Below are 21,431 nucleotides of genomic sequence, written 5' to 3'. Positions count from 1 at the left end.
CAGACACCTTCGCAATCCATTAACCAGTCGAACGTTTCCCGTTCGAACGTTTCTGGCACTAACGAAATTACATCGTTAGTGCCACTAACGCAATGGCTATGATCGGTTCATGAGCGGCGCGGACGAGAACACGGGTGACATGACGAACGACGGCCAGGACGACGGGAGCGGCCCGGACGACCGGGCGGCCACCGCCCGGCTGCGCGGGCTGCCGAGCCGGCTGCTGGGGCTGACCGCCGCCCAGGCGGACCGTCTGGTCGGCGAGGGGCTGGCCGGCGCGGACGCGCGCAAATGGCACTACGCCGCACTCGTCGCACTTCTGGAATCCGGCCCGGCCAGCCAGGCCACGCTGAGCCGGCGCACCGGTATCTACCGCAGCGATCTGGTGGCCGTCATCAACGAGCTGGCCGAACGGGGCTTCGTGCAACGCGCACCGGACCCCGACGACCGTCGCCGCAACGTCATCACGATCACCGAGTCCGGCCGCCGCCACGCACAGCGCCTCGACGCGCTGCTGGCCGGCGTGCAGGACGAGCTGCTCGCCCCGCTCTCCCCGGCCGAACGCGAGCAGCTGACCGGGCTGCTGGCGCGGATCCTGGAACATCACACCCGGGCTGCGGCGCACGCGCCGCGGGAATCGTCCGCCTGAGCCCCGTTCCAGGACCCGCGCGCCCGGCACATCGGCCGGGCAATGAGCAGTGGGTAACGGGCGGCCCGGAAGGCCGCCCCCCGACTACTTCACGTCGACGTAGTCGCCCGTGGCGGTGGCGGCCGGGGTGGTGGACGTACCGGCGAAGCTGTAGCGCCAGTAGCCGTCGACCGAGGCCTTGACGGTGGTCTTCAGGTCGCCCTTGTTGTTCGTCGTGACGGTCTTCACCGTGGTGTAGGTGCTGCTTCCCTTCTTACGGAACTGCAGCTTCACCGGCTGGGCGGTGTAGCCGTGGTACTTCAGGTCGTCGAAGTTGGCCCGGGACAGCCATCCGGTGACGGTGAGGGTCCCGCCCTTCTTCACCGGCTCCGGCGAGGCGTTGACGGACTGCTTCGACGCGCGCTGGAGGAGGGAGGTCCCCAGACCGTCCTGGAGGGCGAAGCCGATCTTGGTGACGTCGGGGTCGAGCGGGTCCTCGCCGTTGTAGTCGACGGCGAAGCCCATCGCCTTCCACTTCGTGGCGTCGGCGTTGCCGTACAGGTCGAACTCGGGCCAGACGGAGATCTGCCCCTTGCAGGTCGCGACCGTGGCGGACACGGCCTTGCACACGGGGGCGTCCTCGCCGTAGAGCTCGTTCGCCGGATTGTCGAACGAACCGCGGTAGAGCGAGACGTCGAGGATGAAGGTCGGGGCGAAGATGTCCACATCGGCGGCATGCGTCACGGTGAAGGTGGTCGGGACCCGCTTCGTCAGCGTGGTGCCCACCACGATCGGCTTGCCGCCGTTGACCGTGAACTTGGAGAAGCTGAGGTCGAGCTCTCCTTCGGCGGACGCGGCCGCGGACGCGGCCGGGCGGGCGCCGGACTTCGCACCGGACTGGGCGGCGGTGGACTGGGCCGCACGGGCCGCATCGGCGGCGGTGCTGGTCGAACCGTGCGCGCCGTCGGCCTGGGCGGCCGACGGAAGGACGAGGGCGGAAAGGGCCAGGGCGCCGCTCACAGCGGCAACGGTGGCACGAATGCGCATGTTCGTTCCCCAAGGTGGAGAAGGGGGCCCGCGGCGGCGACTGTCCGCACGCAGACCCGGGATCGTCTGTGAAGCCTGATGGCTTCACAAGCAAGACGATCCTCAACCGTGAAGGGTTGTGCGGATGTTGAGACTTTTTCGTGAAAGCGCCACGCACCCCGCGCTCGGGGTGCGTGGCCGGCCTCTCACCACAGGCCCTAGTCGAACCAGCGGTCCCGGGCCAGTTCCGCCGTACGGGACGGGTCCTCCAGCAGCGCCGCGACCTCGAAGCGGCGCGGCCACTGGCCCGCGGCCCAGGCCAGGCCCGCCGCGACGCCCTCCAGCGTCGAGGCGTGCACCACCCCGTCCGGGGTGCGCCGCCAGTCCAGTTCGACGCCGCCCGCACGCAGTTCGCCGTGCTCGATGTACGTGTCCGGGGTGCCGGGGCCGAGCAGGATGCGGACCGGGTCCGGTACCTCGTGCTCCTCGCCCTCGGACGTCACCTCCGCCTCGACGCTCTCGCCGAGCCTGCGCACCTGGAACAGTTCGGCCAGCTCCGCCGCGTTCGCCGGGGCGACCGGCAGCAGCGCCACGCCCCCGGTCAGCGGCAGCAGGTCCGGGGCGTCCGCGATCACCGCGTCCGCCGCGTCGACGACCCGCACCTCACCGTCGACGACGGCCCGCAGGTCGTCCGGCAGCGTGACCTGATCCGGGTCGAGTTCGGCGAGCGCCGTGTACAGGGAATGCAGTTGTACGGGACCGACCTGCCGGTCCTCGTCCGCGAGCCGCCCGAGGAGTTCGGCCGCACCGCCGGGCTCGTCCAGCAGGGCCGCGACCGAGGTCCGCACGCCGAGGGCGCGCAGCACCTGGGCGTCGTCGAACCCGGTCGCGTCGACGGAGTCGTACAGGCCCGCCAGCCGGGGATCGCCGCCGTGGGCGCGCAGACCGGCCGGGCGGCGGCCGTCCAGCACCGGATGGTCGCGCAGCCACCAGGCGGTGTACGGGCGTACGGACTGCGTGGTGCCGTCCGGGAGCAGCACCCGTACGGGCTGGGTCAGCGCGTCACGCAGCGGCGGCTGGGCGAGGAGCGCGAGCGCCTGCGGCCAGGCGTCGTCGTCGACGAGGTCGAGGTCGCGGACGGCGACGAGTTCGGTGGCGACCGGCGGCACGGGTGTGTCCGGCAGCTGGTCGAGGATGTCCTCGCACCACACGTCGACGGCGTCGAGCAGTCCGGCGTCGTCGTTCTCGGCGAAGTCGTTGTCGCGCGGCTCCAGTTCGTCCGGGTCCAGGACCACGTCGGTGGCCCGGACGAGGGCGAACGTGGCGAGCACCCCGCAGGCGGTGAGCGGCTGCTCGCCCCAGCGGCCGGCCAGTTCCTCGTCGCAGAGGGCGAGTTCACCCTCGCGCATGATCGCGGCGAACGGGCTGCCGGGCAGCACGAGTTCACCGGCGGGTGCGCTCTCGCCGTCCTCGTCGGGCAGGGCGAGCGCCCCGAGCCAGGGCTCGTCGCCGGGGGCCAGGTCGGCGTCCCGGACGAGGGTGAGGACGGTCTCCACGAGCTCGTCGCCGTCCAGCGCGTCCTCGTCCCAGATCTCGCCCGCGTCCATGGAAGCGGCGACGGCGGCCCGTACCTGCGGGGTCGTCAGCACGGCGCGCGGCGTGGCGGGCAGGGCGCCGAGCTTCTCCAGGAGCGGGTGCGCGGCGTCCGGGTGGGCGACCTTCAGCCCGAGCCGGGCGAGCCGGCCCAGGACCGGTCCGGTCAGCCCGTCCGGCAGCGGAAGGAGGATCTGCCGGGGGCCGATCGTCGTACGCGGGACGGCCGGGGCCTCGGGGTCCGCCCCCTGCGACGCCGTTCCGGCGAGCGGCACGGGCAGCCCGGAGAGCCGGTCCGGGTCCACGCCGGCCAGGCTGTCGTACAGCCGCCGCCACCAGCCGGGATCGCGCTCCAGACCGGCCAGCCGGTCGATCGCCTCGGTCAGCGGGACACGGGCGACGCCGAGCGTGCGCAGTTCGGTGCGGCGCTCAAGGCCGGCGGGCAGCAGACAGGGCAGCACCTCGGCCAGCACGGCGACCGTCTCGGCGCCGACCCCCTCCAGCACCTCGGCCTCGATGGGCCGCAGCGCGGTGGTGGCCTCGCGGGCGCTCTCCGGCCCCGCGTCCCAGCTGTCCCACCGGTCCGGTTCGGCGGCGGGGTCGCGCGGCGCGGCCGGCTCCAGGAACGCGACGCGCGGCAGCCGTTCCAGTACGGCGCCCCGCAGGGCCCCGTCCAGCTCGCCCTTGCCGAGCGGTCCGGGCACCAGGGCGATGGTGGCGACGGACACCGGCTGCCAGCCGGCGAGCAGCTCCGCGTACGCGTCGGCCGCGCGCTGCACCAGGAAGTCGGTGAGCGGGCCGGGCGCGGGGTGCCGGCGGGTGGTGTCCAGGGGCAGTGAGGCGATGAGCAGCGCGGGGACGCCGAGGGGTTCGTCGGTGGGCGTCGGCGCGTGCACGACGGGGGCGGTACGGGGGCTGACGGGGGCGCCCTCCGCGTCCACGGGGACGGCCCAGGTCACCGACCAGTGCGGCCGCAGCCGTTCCTCCAGCGGACGGTCGGCGAGCAGGGCGGGCTCGACGGGGCCGTGGCGGGTGACGGTGCGCCAGCGGTTCGTACCGTGCGCGGAGTCCTCGATGTGCGTGTACGGGCCGTGCTGCGAGCGGCGCAACGTCCGTACGGTGTCCGGGGTTTCGACGACGATCTCGTCGAGGCCGGCCAGCGTGAGCAGCAGGGCGTCGTCGACGGCGTCGAGCAGCCGGCCGACCAGGTCCTGGGCGACGCCGTCGCGCAGCGGCAGGACGACGACGGTGTCGTAGCCGTCGGGGGCGGTGCCCTCGGCGGGCAGCGGGAGGCGCAGCAGCGGTACGTGGCCGTCGCGGCGGCGGAGCTCGTCGCCGAGCCCGGGGCTGCCGACGGCGGCCTCGCGGGCGAGGTCGCGGGCCTCGGCGAGGGACCAGCGCACGCCTCCGTGGCGGCCGACGACGGCGGGCTCGTCGCTCACCGCGAGCACGGCGGCGAACCCGACGCCGAACCGCCCGACGGCCCCCTCGTGGCCCTCGCGCTTGGCGGAGGCCCGCAGGGTGGACAGCGACTCCACGCCGGTGGCGTCCAGGGGTGCGCCGGTGTTCGCGGCGGCGAGGACCGCGGGGGCGGTCGCGGTCGCCGGGTGCAGGGTCAGCCGGAGCCGGCCGGGCACGCGGGCGCGGGCTGCGGCGTCGGCGGCGTTCTGGGCCAGTTCGACGACGAGGCGGTCGCGGTAGCCGCCGAGCGCGAGGTCCTCCTCGGCGTTGGCGTCCTCACGGAAGCGGGCGGGGCCCGCACCCCAGGCGTCGAGCACGCCGCGTCGCAGCCGCGCGGTTCCGAATGGGTCGGCCCCCTCGGTCCCAATGATGCTCACGCTGTGACTCCCTCTTCCGGTGACGCCCGTGCCGCCAAGTGTGCGCCCGAAGCTACCGGGTCCCTTCGTCCTCGATCGCCGGACGGGCTGGGATGGCCCCTGGACGGCCGGAAACCACCCGGCACCGAGCCCCGGATACGGGGTTGCGTCCTCAATCTCCCCCACAGCCTCAAGGGCATGGGGGACCCCCACGGCGGGCTGGAACGGGCTGACCGGACACGACGAGCAGATCAGGCCCGTCCGGCGGTCGAGGACGCAACCGGCACGCCGGACGGGCTGGGAATGCCGGGCTCGACGCAGCCCTGAGACCCGGCAGACTCAGCCCGTCCGGCGATTGAGGACAAGGCCGTGCGCCCGGACGGGCCGCGCCACATCAAGCCCGTCCGGCGATTGAGGACAAGGCGGTGCGCCCGGACGGGCCGCGCCACATCAAGCCCGTCCGGCGATTGAGGACGGACCCGGTACGCCGGAGCGGCCTGCACTCCGTCCCCCCACCCGCAGCGGGCCCCGGACCCCCCGGCCACGGCCTCAGGAGTGGCCGAGGTCCTCCGACGGCTCGTCCGTCTCCACCGGCACCGAGCCGGAGTCCCGCGCCGGACGCAGCGGGTACTCGTCCACCTGCATCGTGTCCAGCGCATGCGGTGCCGGCTTCGGCGGCTTCGGCATCACCGCGGCCTCCGAGTGCCCGCCGCACCCGTACGACAGGGACACCACATGCCCGTCCGCCGGACCGAACTCGTTCGCGCACACCCCGAAGGCCTGCTTCAGCGAGCCCGCCAGCGGGACCAGGAAGGCGCACGACACGCAGGTGGCCGGAGCCGCCTGGGCCATCGGCGTCTTCGCGCCGAAGCCCTCGTCCCAGCGGTCGGCCGCAGCGTGGAGCCCGTACCGGGACAGCACCCGCGCACGCCGCATGCCGAGCTCGTCCGCGACCGCCGCGATCGAACCGCGACGCGGCGGCTCCGGGCGCGTCGTCAGCTCCGCGTCCTCCGACTCGACGAGGTCGGCCAGCTCGGCCGAGACCCCGGCGACCGCGGAGTTCGGCGGCGGCTCGTCCTCGCCGGTGTAGCCGGGCTCCAGGCGCAGATCGTCCGCCTCGGTGGGCAGCAGATCGCCGGGCCCCATGTCGCCGGGCCGCAGCCGCTCGCTCCACGGCACCCACTCCGGCGCGAGCAGCGCGTCGCTGCCCGGCAGCAGCACCGTCTCGTCCAGGGTGACGTTCTTCGCACGGGAGGCCCTGGCGACCGTCACCGCCCAGCGCCAGCCCCGGTAGCCCGGGTCCTTGCACTCGAAGTAGTGCGTGACGACCCGGTCCCCCTCGGAGACCACGGCCACATGCTCACCCACGACCCCTGGCGCGGCTGCCTCCTCGGCCGCCGTGCGGGCGAGGTCTACCGCCTCGGCGCACAAACGGTCGGGAACAGGGGTACGGGCCGTACGGCTTCGCGTCGTCGCAGCACTCACAGGTCTCGCTTCTCTCCTACGCCAGTCTCACGAGCGCGCCAGCACATCCATCGATTTCGGCCATACGGCTGCGGGCGGAGCGGACCTGGGGGCCGCGTCGACGTCCACACCCGTGTGTACCTGCCTCGGGCGCACCTTCTGCAACCCATTCTGCGGGATCGCCGAGAGGCGCGCGGCCAAGAAGAACCGCCGGTGGCGCGCTACGCACGCTACCCTCTCCGCCGCTCCCCGCCCACCTGCCCGTCCCAAACGACGCCGTATCCGACGCCGTGTCCCGTGCGGGAAGCGCACTGCGGCCGCCCCGATCCGCTCCTCCGCACCCCCTGCGACCTGCCCGATCACTGACCCGACGGGGCGGTACACACCGCGCCCCGCCCCGATCTCGGTTCGCGACGGCGGGTACTGGGGCACTATGACCAAGTGGCTTCTGCCAGGTCGCACGACGGATCCGGCCCGCTCCGCAGGACGGGCCGGTCGATCGGTCATGCCCTCCACACCCCGTTCACCGGAACCGCCAGGGGCATCCGGAAGGCGACACACGCCCATGGGGCCGGCGAATCCGGGCTGGGCAAGCTGATCGAACTGCACGCGGTGAACGGCGCGGGCGACGTGATGATCACGGTCGCGCTGGCGTCGACCGTGTTCTTCTCCGTACCGACGGACCAGGCCCGCGGCCGGGTCGCGCTCTACCTCGCCGTCACGATGGCACCGTTCATCCTCCTCGCCCCGGTCATCGGCCCGCTCCTGGACCGTCTGCCGCACGGCCGCCGCGCCGCCATGGCGGGCTCGATGCTGGCCAGGGCCGTACTGGCGCTCACCATGTCCGGCGCGGTCGCCACCGGCGGCCTGGAGCTGTATCCGGCGGCCCTGGGCGTGCTGGTCTGCTCGAAGGCGTACGGAGTGGTGCGCAGCGCCGTCGTACCGCGCCTGCTGCCACCCCGGTTCTCACTCGTCAAGGCGAATTCACGGGTCACCCTCGCCGGTCTCCTGGCCACCGGCGCCGCCGCGCCCATCGGGGCGGGGCTGCAGACCATCGGACCGCCGTGGCCGCTGTACGGCGCGTGCGTGATCTTCGTGGGCGGCGCGATCCTCGCCTTCACCCTGCCGCACAAGGTGGACTCGGCGAAGGGCGAACGCAAGGCGCACCTGGTGCCGCCGCACACCGAGAACGCGCCCCGGCCCGAACCGCTGCGGAAGTCCGAGGCGCCCAGGACCGGAAACAGACCGGCCAGGTCCAAGGAGAAGAGCGGTGAGAAGCGGCCCGGCCTGCGCTCCGTCGGCCCCTCGGTCCTGCACGGACTCCAGGCCAACGCCTCGCACCGGGCGCTCTCCGGCTTCCTGATCTTCTTCCTGGCCTTCCTGCTGCGCGAGCACCCGCTCGCCGGGCAGAGCGCCGCGATCTCGCTCGGCATCGTCGGGGTAGCCGCCGGGGTGGGCAACGCGCTGGGCACGGCGGTCGGCTCCTGGCTCAGGGCCCGCGGCCCCGAGATCATCGTCGCCTCGGTGCTGGGCCTGGCCCTGGGCGTCGCCGTGCTGGCCGCCGTCTTCTTCAGCACGGTCATGGTCGCCGCGCTCGCGGCCGTGGCGGGCTTCACCCAGGCCCTCTCCAAGCTGTCGCTGGACGCGATGATCCAGCGCGACGTGCCGGAGGAGGTGCGGACCTCCGCCTTCGCCCGCTCGGAGACGGCGCTCCAGATGGCCTGGGTGGTCGGCGGGGCGATCGGGATCGCCCTCCCCCTCAACGGCGTACTGGGCATGTCCGTCGCCGCGTGCATCCTCGCGCTCGGTGCCGCAGCGTCCGTACGGGGGCTGCTGGGGGCCGCTCGGCGCGGCTCGCCGCACCCCCGCGTGGCGTGAGCCGGAGCGACCGATAGCCTTCGGCCCATGACCGTTGCGTTCTTCTCCGGTAAGGGCCGTCGAATCGGCGTCGCTCTTGGTGCCGTGTCCGCGGGACTCCTTGTCCTCTCCGCCTGCGACAAGCCGACGCCGCTCGCCACCGTGACGGTCGGCGACAACTCGGTGAGTACCGAGGCGTCCTGCTACAACGACGGCAAGGCTCTCAAGGAATCCGACATCAAGAGCTGCCTGAACAAGAAGGCGGAGAAGACCGTCAAGGTCGCGATGGAGGACAAGGTCCACTTCGGTGTCGACCCCGAGGTCGCGGACAACGGCTGGACGATCTTCATCAACGGCCAGCAGGCCGAGCAGGAGCCGAACAAGAAGACCTACCGGACCATTCCGGGCAGCGCCTTCTTCGCCAGCCAGACCGGCGAGACCACGGACAAGACGCAGCTCAGCATCGTGGAGACCAAGGGCAAGGAGCTGCTGGGCATCTGGCACTTCGAGCTCAAGAAGACCGACTGATCCCCTCCTGACCTCGGAGGACTCCTCCCGTGCGTGTGCTTGTCGTGACCGCTGTCCCGGTGGAACGGGACGCGGTCACGCGTGCGTTCGGGGCCGGTGACGAGGTCCGTGTCCGTACGGTGCCGGGCGCGGAGATCCACCGCGCGGGCCCCTTCGACGTCCTCGCGGGCGGCGCGGGACCGGCCGCCGCGGCGGCGTCGGCCGCGTTCGCCCTGGCCTCGGACAGCTACGACCTGGTGATCTCGGCCGGCATCGGCGGCGGGTTCGCCGGGGCCGCCCCGGTCGGCTCCCTCGTCGTGGCCGGCCGCATCGGCGCGGCGGACCTGGGCGCCGAGACCCCGGCGGGCTTCGTGCCCGTCAGCGATCTCGGCTTCGGCCGGGTCTGGCACTTCCCGCCCCGCTCGCTGGTGCGGGCGGTGGTCACCGCGACCCGTGCGGTGACCGGCGACGTCCTGACCGTCTCCACCGTCACCGGCAGCGCGCACCGTGCCGCCGCCCTCCTCGCCGCACACCCCGGCGCCGTGGCCGAGGCGATGGAGGGCTTCGGGGTCGCGGAGGCGGCCGAACGCGCCGGCGTCCCCGTCCTGGAGATCAGGGCCGTCTCGAACGCCGTCGGCCCGCGCGACCGCGACGCCTGGCGCATCGGCGACGCGCTGGCCGCCCTCACCGACGCGTTCGGGAAGCTCACCCCCGTACTGGAAGGCTGGACCCACCATGACCGAAACGACTCCTGACCCGCTGCGGATCGCCTTCTCGCCGTGCCCGAACGACACGTTCGTCTTCGACGCGTGGGCGCACGGAAGGGTCCCCGGCGCGCCCGCCCTCGATGTCACCTTCGCGGACATCGACATCACCAACGGGATGGCCGAGCGCGGCGACCTGGACGTGCTCAAGGTGTCGTACGCGGTGCTTCCCTGGGTCCTCGACGAGTACGCGCTGCTGCCGTGCGGCGGCGCGCTGGGGCGCGGCTGCGGGCCGCTCGTCCTCACGAAGGAGGCGGGCACGGACCTGACGGGCAGGACCGTCGCCGTGCCGAGCGAGCGCTCCACCGCCTATCTGCTGTTCCGCCTCTGGGCCGCGGACATGGTGCCGGGCGGGGTCGGCGAGATCGTCGTCATGCCGTTCGACGAGATCATGCCGGCGGTGCGGGACGGGAAGGTGGACGCCGGTCTCGTCATCCACGAGGCGCGCTTCACGTACCAGAACTACGGTCTGCACAACCTCGCCGACATGGGACGGCACTGGGAGGACACGACCGGGCTGCCGATCCCGCTCGGCGCGATCATCGCGAAGCGCTCCCTGGGCGCGGACACCCTGAAGCTGCTCGCCGAGTCGGTGCGCACCTCGGTGCGCATGGCCTGGGACGACCCCGAAGCCTCGCGCCCCTACGTCCTGGAGCACGCGCAGGAGATGGACCCGTCCGTCGCCGACCAGCACATCGGTCTGTACGTGAACGAGTTCACCGCCGACCTCGGCGAGGCCGGCTACGCGGCGATCCGCGGCCTGCTGACACGCGCCGCGGCCGAGGGACTGGTTCCGCCCCTCGGCCCGGACGCGCTGTCGTTCGGCTAGTCGGTCTCCCCGGCGCTACACGTCGAGCTGGTCCGCGACCGCGCGCAGCAGACCGGCGATCTTGGCGCCCGCCGCCTTGTCGGGGTAGCGGCCGCGCTCCAGCAGCGGCGTGATGTTCTCCAGCACGGTCGTCAGATCCTGCACGATCGACGCCAGCTCGTCCGGCTTGCGGCGCTGGGCGGCCGCGACGGACGGGGTGGGGTCGAGGATCGCGACGGAAAGTGCCTGGTCACCGCGTTGTCCGGCGACCACGCCGAATTCGACGCGCTGGCCGGGCTTGAGTGCGTCGACTCCGGCGGGGAGCACGGACGAGTGCACGAAGACGTCGCTGCCGTCGTCGCGGGAGAGAAAGCCGAAGCCCTTCTCGCTGTTGAACCACTTGACCTTGCCAGTCGGCAAAGCACGCACCCCATCTCAACCCGTATGCCGGAACAAGGCCCTCAGCAGGTCAGGCCGTCCTGTGGTCAGGCTCCCCTGCTGGCAGCAGCCTCTACAGGTGAAGTACCCCTCGTCAACCCTGGTCATCCGGACTCTGTCCGGAAACGGCACCTGGTTCACCCGCCGGGCGCCCGGCGCCGGTTCACCACCGCCGGGAACTACCCTGGCCGGGTGAGTACTACATCTTCTGGCGCAGGCGACCGGCTGGTCCGGATCGGCGCGATCGTGTTCTTCCTCGGCGCCCTGTCGACCCTGGTCACCATGGCCCCGCTCTTCCTCGGCACCGACCCGCTGCCGTCCATCGCCTGGTCCCTGTGCATGCTGATGGGCGTCGGCTTCCTGATCGCCGCGGCGGGCGTGGTCCGGTCGGTGCGCGCGGGGTCGCCGAAGCCGTAGCGCGCAGGCGCCCCCTGGCCCCGCACCCGGCGAAGCGCTACGCCGCGTGCTCCTTCACCCACTGCGGGAAGTCCGCCAGCGACGTCAGCACCACGTCCGCGCCCGCCGCGCGCAGCTCGGCCGCATCGCACGGGCCCGTCGTCACGGCCACCGACAGGGCGCCGGCGGCCCTGGCGCCCCGTACATCGCCCGTGTGGTCGCCCACGTAGACACCGGCTCCGTGCTCCCGCAGGGCGCCCGCCTTCGCCTCGGCCCACAGGCTGCCCACGATCACGTCGGGCTCGATGCCGAGATGCGCCAGGTGCAGCCTCGCGTTCGGTTCGTACTTCGCGGTGACGACGATCGTCCGGCCGCCCAGGGCGCGGACCGCCTCGACCGACTCGCGGGCGCCCGGCATCGCGAGCGCCGGGGCGATCGCGTGGGCGGGATAGGTCTCGCGGTAGCGGTCGGCCATCGCGGCCACGTCGGCGGGCGGGAACCAGTTCGCCAGCTCGTGCTCCAGCGGCGGGCCCAGCCGGCTCACCACCAGGTCCACGTCGATCACCGCGCCCGTCTCGGCGGCCAGCGCCACAAAGGCGGCCCTGATGCCGGGGCGCGAATCAACGAGGGTCATGTCCAGGTCGAAGCCGACCGTCAGTGCGCGCGAAGCCATGCCGTCCATTGTGCCGGGCCCCGTCAGGTCTCGGCACACCCCCGGTCGGCCCCGCGGAGGCGACACCTAGACTTAGCCCAGCCTAACCTTGTTTCGCTTTCGATTGGGTCCGATGTCAGCCGCCGCACCACGCCGCTCCAGACGCGCTCTCATGACGGCGGCGGCCGTCGTGGCGCTGCTGTTCGCGGTCCTGCTCAGTCTCGCCGTGGGGGCCCGTTCCATCGCCCCGTCCGCCGTCCTGGACGCCCTGCTGCACGGCGGGCACTCCGATGCCGCCGAGGTCGTCCGGAACATGCGGGTGCCCCGCACCCTGATCGGGCTGATGGTCGGCGCCTCGCTCGCCCTGGCCGGGACGGTGCTCCAGGGCATCACCCGCAACCCCATCGCCGACCCCGGCATCCTCGGCATCAGCCAGGGCGCCTCGGTCGGGGTGGTGCTGGCCATCGCGTACGCGGGCGTCCACACGCTCACCGGGTACGTCTGGTTCGCCTTCGCGGGCGCGGCGATCGCCTCCGTCGCCGTGTACGCCGTCGCCTCCAGCGGGCGGGGCGGCGCGACCCCGGTGAAGCTCGCGCTCGGCGGCGCCGCGATCAACGCGCTGCTGGTGTCCGTGACCATGGCCGTGCTGACGACGAAGGCGTCCGCGCTGGACGAGTTCCGGTTCTGGCAGGTCGGTTCGATCGCCGGACGTGAGGCCCAGGTGGCCCAGCAGATCTGGCCCTTCCTGCTGGTCGGGACCCTCCTCGTCCTCTCCGTGGCCCGCGGCCTCGACGCCCTCGCGCTCGGCGAGGACATGGCGAAGGGGCTGGGCCAGAGCATCGCGACCGTGCGGATCGTCGGCGGTATCGGTGCCACCGTGCTCACCGGCGCCGGTGTCGCGGCGGCCGGTCCGATCGCGTTCATCGGTCTCGCCGTACCGCACATCGCCCGCGCGATCGTCGGCAACGACCACCGCTGGGTGCTCCCGATGGCCGCCCTGATCGGACCCGTGATGCTGCTCGTCTCCGATGTCATCGGCCGGATCCTCTTCCCGCCGAGCGAGGTGCCCGCCGGGGTCATGACGGCCCTGATCGGGGTGCCGTTCCTGGTCACGCTGGTGCGCCGGAAGGCGGTGCCCGCATGAGCGCCCCGACGGCCGCCGTACGGCCCTCCGGCTACAGCCTCGTGACGATAGGGACGCGCGGACGGTTCCTGCTGCACCGCCGGGCCGCCGTCGTCGCCGCATCGCTCGTCGCACTGCTGGCCGTGGTCTGCGTCGCGTACCTCTGCGTCGGCGAGAGCTTCGTCGCACCGTCCGAGGTCGTGAACGTCATCCTGGGGCGGCCCTCCGCCGACGAACTCGTCGTCGGCACGCTGCGGCTGCCCCGCATGGTCGTCGGGCTCCTCGTCGGCCTCGCCTTCGGGATCGCCGGAGCGCTGATCCAGACCGTGGCCCGCAACCCCCTCGCGAGCCCCGACATCATCGGGATCAGCCAGGGCGCGAGCGCGCTGACGGTCGGCGCGATGACGTTCGGCATCACCTCGTACACCGTGCTGCCGTACCTGTCGGTGATCGGCGGGGTCGCCGCGGCGGCCCTCGTGTACGCCTTCGCCTGGCGCGGCGGCCTGCACGCCACCCGCTTCGTCCTCATCGGCATCGGCTTCGCGATCGCGCTGCGCTCGGTCACCACCCTGTTCCTGACCAAGGGCGACTACCTCGTCGCCCAGCAGGCCCAGATCTGGATGACCGGCTCGCTCAACGGCCGCGGCTACGACGAGGCCGCGCCCATCGGCTGGACCCTGCTGATCCTGCTGCCCGCCGTCCTGTGGGCGGCACGCGCCCAGCGGTCCGTGTCCATGGACGACGACACGGCGACCGCGCTCGGGGTACGGCTGGGCCGGGTACGGCTGGGGCTCGTCGTGCTCGGCGTGATCCTGGCGTCCGTGGCGACGGGGACGGCCGGGCCCGTCGACTTCGTCGCCCTGCTCGCCCCGCAGATCGCCCGCCGGATGACGCGCACCGCGCAGATCCCGCTGCTCTGCTCGGCGCTGCTCGGCGCGGTGATCGTCGTCTTCGCGGACCTGCTGGCCCGCAGGCTCTTCTCCCCCACCGAACTGCCGGTGGGCGTCCTGACGGCGGCGGTAGGCGCCCCGTATCTGATCTGGCTGATCATCCGCGGTCACGGTGGCCGCAGGGGAGGCAACGCATGACCACGACCCGGCAGCAGGACGCCGTGACCAGCCGCCTGACGGTGCGCGAGCTCACTCTCGCGTACGAGGACCGCACCGTCGTCCACGAACTGGACCTCGCCGTCCCGGACGGGAAGGTGACCGTCATCGTCGGGCCGAACGCCTGCGGCAAGTCGACGACGCTGCGCGCGCTCGGCCGGCTCCTCAAGCCGCGCGGCGGGGCGGTGCTCCTGGACGGCACCGAGCTCTCGAAGATCCCGACGAAGAAGATCGCCCAGTCGATCGGGCTGCTCCCCCAGACCCCCGTGGCCCCCGAGGCCATCACCGTCTCCGACCTCGTCGCCCGCGGCCGCCAGCCCCACCAGCACTGGTGGCAGCAGTGGTCCCAGGAGGACGAACGGGCGGTGACCGAGGCCATGGAGCGCACGGATGTCACCGCGCTCGGCTCCCGCTCGGTGGACGAGCTCTCCGGCGGTCAGCGCCAGCGCGTCTGGATCGCGATGGCCCTCGCCCAGGACACCGATCTGCTGCTGCTCGACGAGCCGACCACGTACCTCGACATAGCCCACCAGGTGGAGGTCCTCGACCTGGTGCGCCGGCTCGCCGCCCCGGCGGCGGACGGTACCCGCGGCCGGACCGTGGTGACCGTGCTGCACGACCTCAACCAGGCCGCCCGGTACGCCGACCACCTGGTCGCCATGAAGGCGGGCCGGATCGTCGCCGAGGGCCACCCGCAGGACGTCGTGACCGCCGAGCTCGTACGCGAGGTCTTCGGCCTCGAAGCCGTGATCGTCCCGGACCCGGTGACGGGTTCACCGCTGGTCGTGCCGGGGGCGCCCTGGCAGCCCGAGCCGTCGTCCTGAAACCACACCCTCCACGAAAGGCCACCCCTTCCATGTCCACCGACCTGCGCCGCCGCGGACTCACCCTCGGCGCCCTCGCCCTGACCGGCGCGCTCGCCCTCTCCGCCTGCGGTTCGTCCGACAGCGACAGCACCGCCAAGGCCGGCGCCGCCACGACCCACACCGTCAAGACGGCCATGGGCGACGTGAAGGTCCCCGTGACGCCCGAGCGGGTCGTCGTCCTGGACACCGGCGAGCTGGACTCCGCGCTCACCCTCGGCGTGCAGCCCGTCGGCGCGACGCACTCCGCGACGGAGGACGGCTTCCCCACGTACCTGCCGGCGGAGAAGACGAAGAAGCTCACGGAGGTCGGGGAGATCGCCAACCCCAACCTGGAGACCGTCGCCTCCCTGAAGCCGGACCTGATCCTCACCAGCAAGGTCCGTGACGGCGAGCGCTACGAGCAGCTCAGCGCCATCGCCCCCACCGTGATGACGGAGTCCACCGGCACCGCCTGGAAGGAGAACTTCCAGGTGCACGCCGAGGCGCTCGGCAAGCAGGCCGAGGCGAAGAAGGTCGTCGCCGCGTACGACGCCCACGTCGCGAAGGTGACCGAGGCGATCGGCGGCAAGGAGAAGGCGGCGGCCACGGACGTCAACTTCGTCCGCTTCGTCGAGGGCGCCGACATCCGCATCTACGGCAAGCAGAACTACATCGGCTCGATCCTCGCCGACCTCGGCATGGGCCGCCCCGCCATCACGGACAAGGCCAAGGACGGCTTCTCCTACGACGTCTCCCCCGAGAAGATCGACCTCGCGGACGCGGATGTCGTCTTCACGTCGACGTACGGCGACCCGGACAAGGCGGGAACGACCAAGACGATGCAGAGCGGCCTGTGGAAGGGCCTGACCGCCTCGAAGAACGGCAAGGTCTTCAAGGTCGACGACCGCCTGTGGATCGCCGGCATCGGCTACACGGCGGCGGGCCAGATCCTCGACGAGTTCCAGACGAAGATGACCGGCTGACGGCGGGGGTCTTCCGGGGCGCGGGGTTCCGTCCTCAATCGCCGGACGGGCTTGGTGCGGGTGCTCCGCGACGCGGAGGCGCGTTCCCCGCGTGGTGGGGGTCCGGTGCCCCTCCGGGGAGACTCCTCGGACGACGAACGTTCGGCGGGTACGCAGCGGACCCGGGTCGATGTTCGTCGCCCTGCGGGGACTCCCCTGCACGCCCCCGGACCGGCCGCCCCACGTCTGCGGCAGTACTACCGCCGGCGTGCAGACGCGATGACGGCCGGGTGGGGACGTGCAGGGGAGTCCCCGCAGAAAATGGCGTACGACCCGAGTCCCTCACGGACCGGGGTGCACACGCCATTTTTGAGGAGTCTCCCCGGAGGGGCCCCACCCCCACCCACCGGACAAGGCGCCCCGCGGGGCACCCGCACAAAAGCCCGTCCGGCGATTGAGGACGGAACCCCGCACAAACGGAACCCCGCACCAACAGGCCCGGGCAAGGGACACGCAGCCGCCCGCCCAAGGCCCCCGCGACCTCACCGCCCGCCCGGCCGAGGGCCCCGCGCCCGCCACACCAGGTAGAGCGCGGAGGCCACGGCCGCCCCCCGCACCACCCACGGCCATGCCTGGCCGATCGCGGGGCCCATCTGCCCCTCCGCGATGGGCGCGCCCCACCGGCCGTCCATCCGGCCCCACAGCCAGACGAGGGCGCCCGCCGCGACGCCCCCCGGCAGCCACATCACCGCCCACTTCGCCTGCGCCCGGGACAGCTTGCGCGTGGCGTACGCGAGCCCCCAGCCGCCCGCCAGCGCCGGCAGGGCCTGCGGGAGGTCCATCACCGCACCGGCGACCAGCAGCACCGCGGCCAGCAGGAGCAGCGGGTGCGAGAACCCGCGGGGCGCGTCGTCCTCGGCACGAGCGCGGGCGCGGGCTCGGCGCAGCCGCGGCAGCCACCTCCGCCGGCGCCGGCCCTCCCCGGCCTCCGCCTCTTCCTCGAACTCCTCTTCGTCCTCGTACGCGTCGTCCTCGTCGTCGCCCTCGTCCTCGTCCTCGTCGTCATCCGGCGCCGGCGGCCTCAGCACGGCCGGGATCTCCACCCCGCCCCGGAAGCCCGGCACGTCGGTCCCCGCGCCGAACTCGCCGGTGTCGCCGAACCGGCCCGGGGCGACGCTCCACCAGTCCGTGTCGTCCCCGGACGAGCCGAGTTCGTCCGTGCCCGCCCGGTGCGGTGCGGACGCCGCCGGTCCGGGTGACGTCCCCGGCTCCTCCCGCCGCACCTCGCCCCGCGCCTCCCGCCGCGCCTCCGACGCGCCCTTGCGCGAACCGTCTTTCCGGCCGTCCTTGCGGAGCCTGGCCCGGCGCGGCCGCGGGATGCCGGCCGCCGTGGCGGAACCCTCCTCGGGCCCCTGCGGCAACGGCACCGTCCCGTCGGCCGACGAGGCCGCCGCCGCGACGAGTTCGTCCGGTGTGCCGAGCGTCCCGATGATGCGGCGCACCGTGGCGGGCGTGTCCGCCGCCTGCCTGACGCGCTGCCGGTCGATCTCGCTCCGCAGCGTCGCCACGAGCCTCATCCGGGTGCCCGATGACAGCTGTTGCTGCTGCGCCAGGTCACCGACCCGGCTCAGGTAGTCGTAGACCAGCTGGTCGCTCTCGATCCCCACGCGATGGTTCCCCTCTACCGCCCTGCACCGACGGTAGCGCCCTCGGGCCTGTCCGGAGCGACTACCGTGGGACGGATGGGGATGACCACACCACCGCGGACGCTCGCCGAGGCTCTGCGCGCCCGGGACGACGAGTCACTGGCCGGGCTGCTGCTTGCCCGCCCCGATCTCCTCACCCCCGTGCCCGGCGACATCACCCAGCTCGCGACGCGCGCCGGCACCCGTGCCTCAGTCGTCCGCGCCCTGGAACACCTGGACCGGTTCGCCCTGCAGACCGCGGAGGCGCTGGCGGTCGCACCCGACCCGGCGCCGTACGAGATCCTGCTCGGCCTGCTCACCGGCGACGGCCGGGACGACGGCGAACACGCGGACGACGCGGGCGCCGCCATCGTGGCCGCACTGCCCGGAGCCGTCGCCACGCTGCGCGAACAGGCCCTCGTCTGGGGTGAGAACGACCGGCTGCGCCTGGTGCGCACCGCCCGCGAACTGCTGTCGCCGTCCCCGCAGCACCCCTCCCCCACCGGGCTCGGGCCGACCGTCGCGGAGGCCACCGCCGGCATGTCGCCGGGCCGGCTCCAGGAGATCCTGCACGCGGCCGGGCTGCCCGCCACCCATGACCCGGTCTCCGCGGTGACCGCCCTGGCCGCTCTGTTCACCGACCGCACCCGGATGGGCGAACTCCTCGACACCGCCCCCGTGGAGGCGCTGTCCGTGCTGGACCGGCTGGTCTGGGGCCCGCCGTACGGCGAGGTGACCCCGAACCCCACCCCGCCCGTGAAGTGGCTGCGCGACCGCGGGCTCCTGCTGCCCGTCTCGACCCGCACCGTCGTGCTGCCCCGCGAGGCGGCCCTCCACCTGCGGGCCGGGCGCGCCCACCGCGTGCCCGAGCCGCAGCCGCCCGCCGTGGCCGCCGTCGCCGAACGCGATCCACAGGCTGTGGACAGCGCGGCGGCGGGCCAGGCGTTCCTGGCGGTGTCCACCGTCGAGGAGCTGCTCAAGAGCTGGAACGGCGGCGGCCCCGCCATACTGCGGGCCGGCGGCCTCAGTGTCCGCGAACTGAAGAAGACCGCCGCCGCGCTCGACGTCTCAGAACCCGTCGCCTCCTTCTGGATCGAACTCGCCTACGCGGCCGGGCTGCTGGCCTCCGACGGCGAGGCGGACGAGCGGTACGCGCCGACTCCCGCGTACGACGACTGGACCGAACTGTCCGCCCAGGACCGCTGGGTGCGCCTCGCCGCCGCCTGGCTCGCCGCCACCCGCACGTCGGGACTGGTCGGCGGCCAGGACGCCAAGGGCCGCGCCCTGTCCACCCTCGGCCCGGACCTGGACCGCACCGCCGCCCCGGAGGTCCGCCACCGGGTCCTGGCGCTGCTCGCCGCGCTGCCGCCCGGCACCGCCCCTGACCCGGAGACCGTGCTCGCCCGGCTCCGCTGGGAACGCCCGCTGCGCGGCGCCTCGGCCTCCGCCGGGGACACCGTCGACCTGCGGTCCCGGATCGCCCTGTGGACGCTGAACGAGTCCGAGCTCCTCGGCATCACCGGCCGCGGCGCCCTCGCCCGGCAGACCCGCGCCCTGCTCGCCGGCGAGCCCGCCGAGGCCGCCGCCCTGCTCGCCCCGCTCATCCCGGAGCCCCTCGACCACGTCCTGCTCCAGGCCGACCTGACAGCCGTCGCCCCCGGGCCGCTGGAACGGCCCCTGGCGGACATGCTCGCCGCGCTCGCGGACATCGAGTCGAAGGGCGGCGCGACGGTCTACCGGTTCACCCCCGGGTCCGTACGCCGCGCCCTGGACGCGGGACAGTCCGCCGCCGACCTGCACGCCTTCCTCGCCGCCCACAGCCGCACGCCGGTGCCGCAGCCCCTCAGCTACCTCATCGACGACGTGGCCCGCCGCCACGGCCATCTGCGGATCGGCGCCGCCTCCTCGTACGTACGCTGCGACGACGAGGCCGTCCTCAACGAGATCCTCGCCGACAAGCGCTCCGCCACGCTGCGGCTGCGCCGCCTCGCCCCCACGGCCCTGGCCGCCCGGACCGACCCGGCGTCCCTCCTCGACGGCCTGCGCGAGATGGGCTACGCACCGGCCGCGGAGTCCGCCGACGGCGACGTCCTGATCACCCGCGCGGGCGCCCGCCGCACCCCGCACCGCGCGGCCCCCGTCCCCGTCCCCGAGGGCCCGCCGGTCCCCGACCCCACGCTGCTCGGCGCGGCGGTCCGGGCGATCCGGGCCGGGGACACGGCGGCGACGGTCGTCCACAAGGACACCGGCCCCTCGGCGCCGTCCGGCTCCCTGCCCCGTACGACCTCCGCCGAGACCCTGGTCACCGTGCAGGCCGCCGCGATGACGGGCTCCGCGATCTGGATCGGCTACGTCAACGCGGACGGCGCCGCGAGCCAGCGCGTCATCGCGCCGGTGCGGGTCGAGGGCGGCTACGTCACGGCGTACGACCACACGGCGGACGAGGTCCGCACGTATCCGCTGCACCGGATCACCGGCGTGGCGGAACTGGCGGACGACCAGACCTGACGGTGCGGGGTCCCGTTTGTGCGGGGTTCCGTTTGTGCGGGGTTCCGTTTGTGCGGGGTTCCGTCCTCAATCGCCGGACGGGCTTGTGTGCGGGTGCCCCGCGGGGCGCCCTGTCCGGTGGGTGGAGGTGGGGCCCCTCCGGGGAGACTCCTCAAAAATGGCGTGTGCACCCGACGACGAACAGGGACCCGGGTCGTACGCCATTTTCTGCGGGGACTCCCCTGCACGTCCCCACCCGGCCGTCAATGCGTGTGCACGCCGGCGATACGACTGTCCCGCGAACCGGGGGTGAATCGCGGCCCGGGCGGGCACACTTGGCGTGTCCACGACTCTGGGGGATCTCATGCGACGCACCGACGCGGCCAGACAGCTGGGCGGCTTCGTCCGCGAGCACCGCACCAACGGGTCCAGAAGGCTGACGCAGGCCGGGGTGATGATGTGCGTCGGGGCGGTGGGCCTGGCGTTCGGCATACCGGTCACGGTCGCGACCATCGGCACCACCGAGGGGGCTCCGGAACTGGCCGGCCTGCTCCTCGGCGTCGGGCTGGTCGGGATGGGCCTGGGGATCTGGCGGCTCGTCCAGGGCTTCCGTACCCGTGAGCAGAGCTTCGACATCCACGAGCGCGGGCTGACCCACCGGGTAGCCGGCACCGCCACCCTGATCCCGTGGCAGGACATCGAGACCGTCGGCGCACACGGCGACGACGGCCGGCCCCTGGCCGAGGCCCGCGGTGCGGGCTTCACCTGCGTGATCAAGCTGCACGACGGACGCAGCATCCGCATCGACACCTTCACCGAGGACGCCCGGCAGCTGGCACAGACCGTGCACAGCGCCGTACACCTGGGCCGGCTCCCCGAAGGCCGGGGCCACCGCCGGACCTCCTGACTCGACCGGCCTCCTCATTCCTGTGGCAGCAGTACCGCCGGTGTGCAGACGCGATGACGGCCGGGTGGGGACGTGCAGGGGAGTCCCCGCAGAAAATGGCGTACGACCCGGGTCCCTCACGGACCGGGGTGCACACGCCATTTTTGAGGAGTCTCCCCGGAGGGGCACCACCCCCACCCACCGGACAAGGCGCCCCGCGGGGCACCCGCACAAAAGCCCGTCCGGCGATTGAGGACGGAACCCCGCACAAACGGAACCCCGCACCCAGGGACCGGGGCACGGAACCCCACACCGCACCGCCATACGGCACACTGGAGGTTTGGCCAACCCGCCGCCCCCGTGGCGGCCCCGCAGAAAGGGCCGAAG

General features: G+C 73.2%; 18 protein-coding genes. 12 read left to right on the top strand and 6 right to left on the bottom strand.

All coding sequences use genetic code 11. From position 1 onward, the window contains the following. Positions 1-139: 139 nt before the first annotated feature. Positions 140-649, top strand: a complete 510-nt coding sequence (locus OG782_RS21100) for a MarR family winged helix-turn-helix transcriptional regulator (protein ID WP_406459180.1) — start codon at positions 140-142, stop codon at positions 647-649. Positions 650-733: 84 nt separating this feature from the next. Here OG782_RS21100 and OG782_RS21095 read toward each other — a convergent pair whose 3' ends face one another. The 3 genes from OG782_RS21095 to OG782_RS21085 all read right to left on the bottom strand — a co-directional run bounded on the left by OG782_RS21095 (position 734) and on the right by OG782_RS21085 (position 6,549). Further along, positions 734-1,675, bottom strand: a complete 942-nt coding sequence (locus OG782_RS21095) for a hypothetical protein (RefSeq protein WP_406453218.1) — start codon at positions 1,673-1,675, stop codon at positions 734-736. A gap of 197 nt (positions 1,676-1,872) precedes the next feature. Further along, positions 1,873-5,085 (bottom strand): sacsin N-terminal ATP-binding-like domain-containing protein, encoded by a 3,213-nt coding sequence (locus tag OG782_RS21090; protein ID WP_406453216.1) that lies wholly within the window; start codon positions 5,083-5,085, stop codon positions 1,873-1,875. A gap of 528 nt (positions 5,086-5,613) precedes the next feature. After that, positions 5,614-6,549 (bottom strand): DUF3027 domain-containing protein, encoded by a 936-nt coding sequence (locus tag OG782_RS21085; protein ID WP_406453214.1) that lies wholly within the window; start codon positions 6,547-6,549, stop codon positions 5,614-5,616. Positions 6,550-6,969: 420 nt separating this feature from the next. Here OG782_RS21085 and OG782_RS21080 point away from each other — a divergent pair, with 420 nt between their 5' ends. Genes OG782_RS21080 through OG782_RS21065 form a run of 4 tightly spaced genes read left to right on the top strand, consistent with a single transcriptional unit; the run spans position 6,970 to position 10,485 of the window. Then, a complete protein-coding gene (locus OG782_RS21080) occupies positions 6,970-8,406 on the top strand; it encodes an MFS transporter (RefSeq protein WP_406453212.1) in 1,437 nt (478 codons plus the stop codon). Between the two features lie 27 nt (positions 8,407-8,433). Further along, on the top strand, positions 8,434-8,913 hold the full coding sequence (locus tag OG782_RS21075; RefSeq protein ID WP_406453210.1) for a DUF2771 domain-containing protein: 480 nt from the start codon (positions 8,434-8,436) through the stop codon (positions 8,911-8,913). Between the two features lie 29 nt (positions 8,914-8,942). After that, complete coding sequence (locus OG782_RS21070) at positions 8,943-9,647, top strand: futalosine hydrolase (protein ID WP_406453208.1); 705 nt, start codon at positions 8,943-8,945, stop codon at positions 9,645-9,647. Continuing rightward, complete coding sequence (locus OG782_RS21065; RefSeq protein ID WP_406453206.1) at positions 9,628-10,485, top strand: 1,4-dihydroxy-6-naphthoate synthase; 858 nt, start codon at positions 9,628-9,630, stop codon at positions 10,483-10,485. The genes OG782_RS21070 and OG782_RS21065 overlap by 20 nt, the downstream gene beginning before the upstream one ends. Before the next feature lie 15 nt (positions 10,486-10,500). Here OG782_RS21065 and OG782_RS21060 read toward each other — a convergent pair whose 3' ends face one another. Further along, positions 10,501-10,884 (bottom strand): cold-shock protein, encoded by a 384-nt coding sequence (locus tag OG782_RS21060; RefSeq protein ID WP_406453204.1) that lies wholly within the window; start codon positions 10,882-10,884, stop codon positions 10,501-10,503. Between the two features lie 210 nt (positions 10,885-11,094). Between OG782_RS21060 and OG782_RS21055 the strand changes: the two genes are divergently transcribed. After that, complete coding sequence (locus OG782_RS21055; protein ID WP_406453202.1) at positions 11,095-11,319, top strand: hypothetical protein; 225 nt, start codon at positions 11,095-11,097, stop codon at positions 11,317-11,319. Positions 11,320-11,356: 37 nt separating this feature from the next. On the opposite strand, the gene OG782_RS21050 is transcribed toward OG782_RS21055, so the two are convergent. After that, positions 11,357-11,980, bottom strand: coding sequence for an HAD family hydrolase (locus OG782_RS21050; protein ID WP_406453200.1), 624 nt, complete (start codon positions 11,978-11,980; stop codon positions 11,357-11,359). A 103-nt stretch (positions 11,981-12,083) separates the two neighbouring features. On the opposite strand from OG782_RS21050, the gene OG782_RS21045 reads away from it, so the two are divergent. The 4 genes from OG782_RS21045 to OG782_RS21030 are packed head-to-tail and all read left to right on the top strand — an operon-like array spanning position 12,084 to position 16,007. Next, a complete protein-coding gene (locus tag OG782_RS21045; RefSeq protein ID WP_406453198.1) occupies positions 12,084-13,094 on the top strand; it encodes a FecCD family ABC transporter permease in 1,011 nt (336 codons plus the stop codon). Further along, positions 13,091-14,161, top strand: a complete 1,071-nt coding sequence (locus OG782_RS21040) for a FecCD family ABC transporter permease (RefSeq protein ID WP_406453196.1) — start codon at positions 13,091-13,093, stop codon at positions 14,159-14,161. Before OG782_RS21045 ends, OG782_RS21040 begins: the two co-directional genes overlap by 4 nt. Beyond that, positions 14,158-15,003: an ABC transporter ATP-binding protein gene (locus tag OG782_RS21035; RefSeq protein WP_406453194.1), complete on the top strand. Its 846-nt coding sequence runs from the start codon at positions 14,158-14,160 to the stop codon at positions 15,001-15,003. Before OG782_RS21040 ends, OG782_RS21035 begins: the two co-directional genes overlap by 4 nt. 32 nt (positions 15,004-15,035) lie before the next feature. Then, the gene (locus tag OG782_RS21030) at positions 15,036-16,007 is read left to right on the top strand and encodes an ABC transporter substrate-binding protein (protein WP_406453192.1); all 972 of its coding nucleotides are present in this window, start codon (positions 15,036-15,038) and stop codon (positions 16,005-16,007) included. A 521-nt stretch (positions 16,008-16,528) separates the two neighbouring features. On the opposite strand, the gene OG782_RS21025 is transcribed toward OG782_RS21030, so the two are convergent. After that, complete coding sequence (locus tag OG782_RS21025; protein ID WP_406453190.1) at positions 16,529-17,653, bottom strand: hypothetical protein; 1,125 nt, start codon at positions 17,651-17,653, stop codon at positions 16,529-16,531. Positions 17,654-17,728: 75 nt separating this feature from the next. Between OG782_RS21025 and OG782_RS21020 the strand changes: the two genes are divergently transcribed. Both OG782_RS21020 and OG782_RS21015 read left to right on the top strand, forming a co-directional pair. Further along, positions 17,729-20,179, top strand: a complete 2,451-nt coding sequence (locus OG782_RS21020) for a helicase-associated domain-containing protein (RefSeq protein ID WP_406453188.1) — start codon at positions 17,729-17,731, stop codon at positions 20,177-20,179. A 319-nt stretch (positions 20,180-20,498) separates the two neighbouring features. Further along, positions 20,499-21,065: a hypothetical protein gene (locus OG782_RS21015; protein WP_406453186.1), complete on the top strand. Its 567-nt coding sequence runs from the start codon at positions 20,499-20,501 to the stop codon at positions 21,063-21,065. Positions 21,066-21,431 lie beyond the last annotated feature (366 nt).

Source organism: Streptomyces sp. NBC_00876, assembly GCF_045207435.1.
GTDB lineage: Bacteria > Actinomycetota > Actinomycetes > Streptomycetales > Streptomycetaceae > Streptomyces.
Note: the sequence above shows the minus strand (reverse complement) of the source record. Positions and strands in the feature narration are given on the sequence as shown.

Bases quoted from the DNA above. Each gene is read 5' to 3' on its own strand.
- OG782_RS21100 (WP_406459180.1), top strand. From the start codon at position 140: ATGACGAACGACGGCCAGGACGACGGGAGCGGCCCGGACGACCGGGCG.
- OG782_RS21095 (WP_406453218.1), bottom strand. From the start codon at position 1,675: ATGCGCATTCGTGCCACCGTTGCCGCTGTGAGCGGCGCCCTGGCCCTT.
- OG782_RS21075 (WP_406453210.1), top strand. From the start codon at position 8,434: ATGACCGTTGCGTTCTTCTCCGGTAAGGGCCGTCGAATCGGCGTCGCT.
- OG782_RS21065 (WP_406453206.1), top strand. From the start codon at position 9,628: ATGACCGAAACGACTCCTGACCCGCTGCGGATCGCCTTCTCGCCGTGC.
- OG782_RS21050 (WP_406453200.1), bottom strand. From the start codon at position 11,980: ATGGACGGCATGGCTTCGCGCGCACTGACGGTCGGCTTCGACCTGGAC.
- OG782_RS21045 (WP_406453198.1), top strand. From the start codon at position 12,084: ATGTCAGCCGCCGCACCACGCCGCTCCAGACGCGCTCTCATGACGGCG.
- OG782_RS21040 (WP_406453196.1), top strand. From the start codon at position 13,091: ATGAGCGCCCCGACGGCCGCCGTACGGCCCTCCGGCTACAGCCTCGTG.
- OG782_RS21035 (WP_406453194.1), top strand. From the start codon at position 14,158: ATGACCACGACCCGGCAGCAGGACGCCGTGACCAGCCGCCTGACGGTG.
- OG782_RS21030 (WP_406453192.1), top strand. From the start codon at position 15,036: ATGTCCACCGACCTGCGCCGCCGCGGACTCACCCTCGGCGCCCTCGCC.
- OG782_RS21020 (WP_406453188.1), top strand. From the start codon at position 17,729: ATGGGGATGACCACACCACCGCGGACGCTCGCCGAGGCTCTGCGCGCC.